This window comes from Blautia sp. CGZ-1-C1 (assembly GCF_056504575.1).
Map to the genome: position 1 here is coordinate 1 of NZ_JBWLUT010000072.1, position 6,632 is coordinate 6,632.

8 protein-coding genes are annotated in these 6,632 nt (G+C 44.0%); 7 read left to right on the forward strand and 1 reads right to left on the reverse strand.

The window, feature by feature from the left end:
* From AC058W_RS05220 to AC058W_RS05245, 6 genes are all read left to right on the forward strand, one after another.
* Window positions 1-618 (forward strand): divalent metal cation transporter (locus AC058W_RS05220; protein WP_479389794.1); only part of this gene is annotated, 618 nt, incomplete at its 5' end.
* Window positions 619-751: 133 nt separating this feature from the next.
* Window positions 752-1,477: a 5-oxoprolinase subunit PxpB gene (pxpB, locus tag AC058W_RS05225; protein WP_479389795.1), complete on the forward strand. Its 726-nt coding sequence runs from the start codon at window positions 752-754 to the stop codon at window positions 1,475-1,477.
* A 1-nt stretch (window position 1,478) separates the two neighbouring features.
* On the forward strand, window positions 1,479-2,486 hold the full coding sequence (locus AC058W_RS05230) for a 5-oxoprolinase subunit C family protein (protein ID WP_026649284.1): 1,008 nt from the start codon (window positions 1,479-1,481) through the stop codon (window positions 2,484-2,486).
* Window positions 2,487-2,528: 42 nt separating this feature from the next.
* Window positions 2,529-2,966, forward strand: a complete 438-nt coding sequence (gene accB / locus AC058W_RS05235; protein WP_025577217.1) for an acetyl-CoA carboxylase biotin carboxyl carrier protein — start codon at window positions 2,529-2,531, stop codon at window positions 2,964-2,966.
* A gap of 18 nt (window positions 2,967-2,984) precedes the next feature.
* Complete coding sequence (gene accC / locus AC058W_RS05240) at window positions 2,985-4,334, forward strand: acetyl-CoA carboxylase biotin carboxylase subunit (protein ID WP_026649286.1); 1,350 nt, start codon at window positions 2,985-2,987, stop codon at window positions 4,332-4,334.
* A 23-nt stretch (window positions 4,335-4,357) separates the two neighbouring features.
* Window positions 4,358-5,128, forward strand: a complete 771-nt coding sequence (locus tag AC058W_RS05245; protein WP_479389796.1) for a LamB/YcsF family protein — start codon at window positions 4,358-4,360, stop codon at window positions 5,126-5,128.
* Between the two features lie 106 nt (window positions 5,129-5,234).
* Here the strand turns inward: AC058W_RS05245 and AC058W_RS05250 are convergent, their stop codons facing one another.
* Window positions 5,235-5,861 (reverse strand): cytidylate kinase-like family protein, encoded by a 627-nt coding sequence (locus tag AC058W_RS05250; protein WP_117676263.1) that lies wholly within the window; start codon window positions 5,859-5,861, stop codon window positions 5,235-5,237.
* A 359-nt stretch (window positions 5,862-6,220) separates the two neighbouring features.
* Here AC058W_RS05250 and AC058W_RS05255 point away from each other — a divergent pair.
* Window positions 6,221-6,632: TAXI family TRAP transporter solute-binding subunit (locus AC058W_RS05255; RefSeq protein WP_479389797.1), on the forward strand; the 412-nt coding region annotated here is incomplete at its 3' end.

Here is a 6,632-nt window from a genome sequence, read left to right on the forward strand (position 1 = left end):
GTTGGAGGATATATCACTTTCTCAGGTGCACACCGTCTGATCGATGCAGGAATTACAGGTGAGAAGAACCTGAAAGAAATCAATAAGAGTTCTGTTATGGGTATGATCATTGCCACTATTGTACGTATTTTCCTGTTCCTGGCTGTTCTGGGCGTTGTTGTCAAGGGTGTAACACTGGATGCTGCAAATCCTGCAGCAGATGCCTTTAGGCAGGGGGCTGGTGAAATCGGATACCGGTTTGCAGGTCTGGTTCTTCTGTGCGCAGCCATCACATCCATCATTGGTGCGGCTTATACTTCTGTTTCTTTCCTTAAGACTTTCAGTAAGTCTATTGAAGAAAATGAAAATAAAGTGATCATCGGATTTATCATTATTTCTACAGCAATTATGTTTATTCTTGGCAATCCGGCAGTACTTCTTGTGCTTGCAGGTGCTGTGAACGGTCTGATCCTTCCGATCACCCTGGCAATCTGCCTGATCGCTGCACATAAGAAATCCATTATGGGAGAGAATTATCATCATCCGGTAGTACTTACCATTCTTGGAGTGATCGTGGTAGTTCTTACAGCATACCTCGGTGTGACTACATTTGTATCTAAGATCGGTACATTGTTATAATTGAGGAAAATGTATCCGGTTTTCAGACTGGAGAGTATATCAAAAAGGTGTGATCGTCCAGGTTACACCTTTTTGGTTCATTAACAGCTATAAAAACATATGGTAAAAAAGATTAAGAAAAGAGGAGCAGATTATGCCGGACATTAGAATTTTAACAGAAGGTGATTCTTCTGTTCTGGTTGAATTTGGCAAAGAGATCAGTCCGGAGATCAACCGGAAGATCGCTGCCACTGTACAGCTTATGAGAGAACAGCATATAGAGGGAGTTGTAGATATTATCCCTGCGTTCTGTTCTCTGCTGGTTAATTATGACCCGCGTGTGATTTCCTACGATGACCTGAAAAAAAGACTGGAAATTCTGTTAAAGATGGAAGTTACAGCAGGTGAAGGATGCAGAAAAGTTTATGAGATTCCTGTATGCTATGGAGGAGAATATGGTCCGGATATTGAGAATATTGCAGAACATGCCGGACTTTCCGTAGAGGAAGTGATAAAGATTCATTCTTCCAGAGATTACCTGATCTATATGCTTGGTTTTCTTCCGGGCTTTTGTTATCTGGGCGGGCTGGATGAAAGGATCCATACACCCCGTCTTGCCAATCCCAGAATCAAGATCAATGCAGGAAGTGTGGGGATCGGTGGTTCACAGACAGGAATTTATCCCCTGGATTCTCCGGGAGGATGGCAGCTAATGGGAATGACACCCGTAAAAACCTATGATCCGGACCGCAACATCCCGATTCTGGTAGAGGCAGGAGATTATATCCGTTTTGTACCGATCGATGAAGAGGAGTACAAACGGATCAGAGAATTAGTAGAACGTGGCGAATACCAGTGCACCGTTCATGAGGAGGCATAAAATGGGAATTCGTATATTAAAAGGCGGAATGATGACAACGGTTCAGGATCTGGGACGTTATGGATATCAGAGTCAGGGATTCAGTGTAGCAGGAGTCATGGATGTCCGTTCATTCAAAATAGCCAATCTTCTTCTGGATAATCCGGAGAATGAGGCAGTATTGGAGATAACGCTGATAGGTCCGACCCTCGAATTTACATCAGCTACTATCATCGCGATCACAGGCGGAGATTTCCAGCCAACCATTAATGGAGAGCCGGCTCCCATGTATACAGCCCTGTATATGAATAAGGGAGATGTACTGAAATTTGGAAGTGCAAGAACAGGAAGCAGAGGTTATATTGCTTTTTCCAGTTATCTGGATATTCCGGTAGTGATGGGAAGCCGATGCACCAATTTAAAGAGTGGTCTGGGCGGATTTAAGGGAAGAAAACTGGAAGCGGACGATTATATCGGATTTCGTATTAAGAGACGTTATCTGCCGTTTTTCCTTTCCCGAAAGCTTGATATGGATGAGTTTGATCAGACAGAAGCAACACTGCGGGTAGTAATGGGACCGCAGGATGGTATGTTCAGCAAACAGGGCATCCAGACTTTCCTGGGCAGTGAGTATACGGTGACAAATGAATTTGACCGTATGGGCTGCAGGCTGGAGGGACCGTTTATCGCACCTAAGGAGACTTCGGATATTATTTCCGACGGAATCGCATTTGGGGCTATACAGGTACCTTCCCATGGTAAACCTATCATTCTGCTGGCTGACCGTCAGACAACAGGCGGTTATGGGAAAATTGCCACAGTAGCATCTGTGGATATTCCCAAGCTGGTACAGAGAAAAACAGATGATAAGATACATTTCAAGGCAATTACCGTACAGGAGGCTCAGGCTCTTTATGTTGAGGAAATGAAAGAACTTGACGGGCTGAGAAAGATCATTCATCAGCCATGTAAAGAGGTTCTGGATTGCCGTCTGGTGGCAAAGAGACTGCGTAAGCTGTTTGAAGAATAACTATAAAAAATAATATAGAATAGACAGAAAGGATAATGTTCGATGGATTTAGAGAAGATTGAAGGATTGGTAAAGATTATTGAGGATTCATCCCTTAACGAATTCACATATAAGGACAAGGATGTAAAGATTACAATGAGCAAGCTGGATCATCCTCCTGTAGTTGCAGCGGGAGTACCTGTGGCTGCATCTGCACCTGTGAATACAACTGTGGAAAAGGCTGAGGAAGAAGAGGAGGAGAGTCTGTTTATCACTTCTCCTATCGTAGGAACTTTCTATTCTGCTGCTGCTCCGGATGTACCTGCTTTTGTAAAGGTGGGAGATCAGGTAAAAGCAGGACAGACAGTCTGCATTCTGGAAGCTATGAAGCTTATGAATGAGATCCAGAGTGACTATGACTGTGAGATTGAAGCAGTTCTGGTAAGCAATGAACAGAAAGTAGAATACGGACAGCCTCTGTTCCGCGTTAAGAGACTGTAGGATAAGGAGGCTTTCATATTGTTTAATAAAATTTTGATCGCCAACCGTGGGGAAATTGCAGTCCGGATCATACGTGCCTGCAGGAATCTGGGGATCCGAAGTGTGGCTGTTTATTCAAAAGAAGATGCTAAGAGCCTTCATGTACAGCTGGCAGACCAGCGTATCTGTATCGGAGAAGGTCCTGCCAGAAACAGCTACCTGAACATGGACCGGATCATTGCTGCAGCAGAAAATATGGGAGCAGATGCTATCCATCCCGGTTTTGGCTTTCTTTCAGAAAACAGTGAGTTTGTACGTAAATGTAAAGAAAACGGAATTACTTTTATCGGACCGGATGCAGATGTGATCGATAAGATGGGAAATAAATCCCATGCCCGTAAAACCATGATGGATGCCGGGGTACCGGTTGTACCGGGAACAAAGGAACCTGTATACGATGCAGAAACAGGTAAAAAACTGGCTGAAGAGATTGGATATCCGGTTATGATCAAGGCTTCCTCAGGCGGTGGTGGCAAGGGAATGCGTGTGGCTGCCAATGAGGATGAATTTGAATTTCAGTTTAATATGGCACAGAGAGAATCAGCCAATGCTTTTGGGGATGATACTATGTACATTGAACGTTTTGTAGAAAATCCCCGCCATGTGGAAATCCAGATTATGGCAGACAGTCATGGAAATGTGGTGGCACTGGGAGAGCGTGACTGTTCGGTACAGAGAAATCATCAGAAGCTGATCGAGGAATCCCCGTCCCCTGCCATTGATGAAAAAACCCGCAGGAAAATGAACGAATATGCAGTTCTTGCTGCGAAAACAGTAGGTTATACCAATGCAGGAACGATTGAATTTATCGTAGACCCCAAAGGCAACTTCTATTTCATGGAAATGAATACCAGAATCCAGGTGGAGCATGGAGTAACAGAGATGGTTACAGGCACAGATCTGATCATTGAGCAGATTCGTGTGGCTATGGGAGAGGAGTTAAGCTTTAAACAGGAAGATATCCGGATTAAAGGACATGCTATTGAATGCCGTATCAACGCAGAGATTCCTGAGAAAAATTTCATGCCAAGTCCCGGAGTAGTACAGCATATGCATCTTCCGGCAGGCAACGGAGTCCGGGTGGATACTGCCCTTTATACAGGCTATAAGATTCCGTCAGAGTATGATTCCATGATTGCGAAGGTAATCGTTCATGCACCTGACAGAGAGGCTGCCCTGCAGAAAATGCGCTCTGCGCTGGATGAGATGGTGGTCATGGGTGTGGAGACAAACCTTGATTTCCAGTATCAGATTATGAAGAATCAGGTATTCTGCGACGGAAAGGCAGATACGGGATTTATAGAAAATGTGCTGAAAATCAAAGGATGATAAATAAAAAAGAGGTAAAATGAATGTATACAGTAGATTTAAACAGTGACCTGGGAGAGAGCTTTGGAAACTATAAAATCGGTAATGATGATAAGGTCATTCCGCTAATCTCCTCTGCAAATGTAGCCTGCGGTTATCATGCTTCAGATCCGGTAGTTATGGGAAATACGCTGGCAATGGCAAAGGAAGCGGGAATTCGTATAGGAGCACATCCGGGTTTTCCTGATCTGATGGGCTTCGGAAGAAGAAATCTGAGTGTTTCTCCTGCAGAGGCAAAAGCCTATGTGCTCTATCAGCTGGGTGCACTGGATGCATTCTGCAGAGTAACCGGTGTAAAAATGCAGCATGTAAAGCCTCATGGAGCCTTATATAATATGGCTGCAGAAGATTATGCTCTTTCTACTGCAATCTGTGAGGGAATCAAAGAATTTGACAGCAGTCTGATCGTACTTGCTCTTTCCGGCGGACAGCTGGCAAAGGCAGCTCAGGATATGGGCCTGCGTACAGCTATGGAGGTTTTTGCAGACCGCGCTTATGAAGAAGATGGTACTCTGGTAAACAGACGTAAGGAAGGTGCTGTGATCACTGATGAAAATGAGGCTATTGCCAGGGTGATCCGTATGGTCAAGGAGAAAAAGATTACTGCAATTACAGGAAAAGACATTGATATTCAGGCAGATTCTGTCTGCGTTCATGGAGATGGAGCCAAGGCTCTGGAATTTGTGGAAAAAATCAGAGAAGCTTTTGCAAAAGAAGGAATCCAGATCAGTTCTCTGGATGAGTTTGTGAAATAAAAGAAACTGAGAAACAATTATAAAAAGGAATGAAATAAGGAGGCTGTGGCACAGATTTTCTGATCGCCACAGCCTTGTTGCTGTTTTATAGCTGGCAGCGGTCCTTCTACTGATGCTTCAGATTTAACCCCTGCTGTTTTGCAAGTGAAGTGATAATCTCAATACAGTTATCGTATCCAAGGCTTCCGGTATCCAGACACAGGTCATAATCGTGATAAGTGCCAAGCTCATGTTTTGTATAGGTTTTGAAATAGGTTTCACGCAGGTTATCCATTTTTGTGAGATATTTTCTGGGATCTTCCTTTCCGTTTAAGCCTAATTTCTGAATATGTTCTGTGCGGAGATTTACATCTGCATGAAGGAAAATATCCAGACTGGGAATACCGGCGTTGCGCAGGATAAGATTGGAACAGCGGCCGATAATAATACAGTCCTGTTCTGCTGCGAACTGGAGAATCAGCTCTTTCTGAGCCTGGTAAATGGCATCATGGGAACTGAAATAGCTTGCAGAGTTATTCAGAATGTTGTCCAGAAGTCTGGCACTGCGGCTCAGATTTTCACCCTCACGATCAATATCCTCCTGGGAATATCCGCTTCTGGCAGCAGCCTGTTTTGCGAAATCCCGATCGTAATATGGGATACCAAGCCTTTCTGAAACTACTCTTGCAATACTGTGTCCCCCGGCACCAAACTCCCGGCTGATTGTGATGACAGGGTATTTTCTTTCGGACATAATAGATACCTCCATTGGGTTATTATTTATTTTGTTATCCATGTTTTTCTTTATTGTAACGTTTTTTGTAAGATTATTCAATAAAGATTATCATTTTTTGAAAAAATATGTTATAATTCAAAATATTATGAAGTTAGGGTCAAAAGGTATTTTGCCCCTAACCTGATATCCACAAATTGCTCCGCTGCTTTGCAGCTCTCGCAATTCTCAAACATTCGAAATCCGCTGATTTACTGCGTAAATCGCTACTTTCTCATGTTTGGCGGGTCCCAAGTTCAAAAGTCTTATCGTGCAAGCACGAACGACTTTTTGACCTTTTGACCCTGATATCATATTATGCAACTGAAGGAGATGGATTTATGAGAAACAAAGAGCTTTTCAGAGGCAGGAGAAAAGCTGGCAGGCTTGTTGGCCTTGTTTTGACTCTTGCACTTGCAGTCAGTCTTCTGAGCGGCTGCGGACAAAATAAAGAACGTCTGACGTTCGGTACCGGCGGTACGGCGGGAACGTATTATTCCTACGGTGGTGTGCTGGCCCAGTATATTACCAATAATACAAATGTAAAGGTTACAGCAGTTTCTACAGGTGGTTCCAAAGCGAACCTGCAGTCAGTACAGGACGGAGATTTCCAGCTTGGATTTGTCCAGTCAGATGTAATGGCCTATGCATGGGACGGCGTAAGAGCATTTGAACAGGACGGTGCAACCCATGATTTCAGGACTCTGGGCGGCCTGTATGCAGAGACTGTCCAGCTGTTTACCATGGATCCTG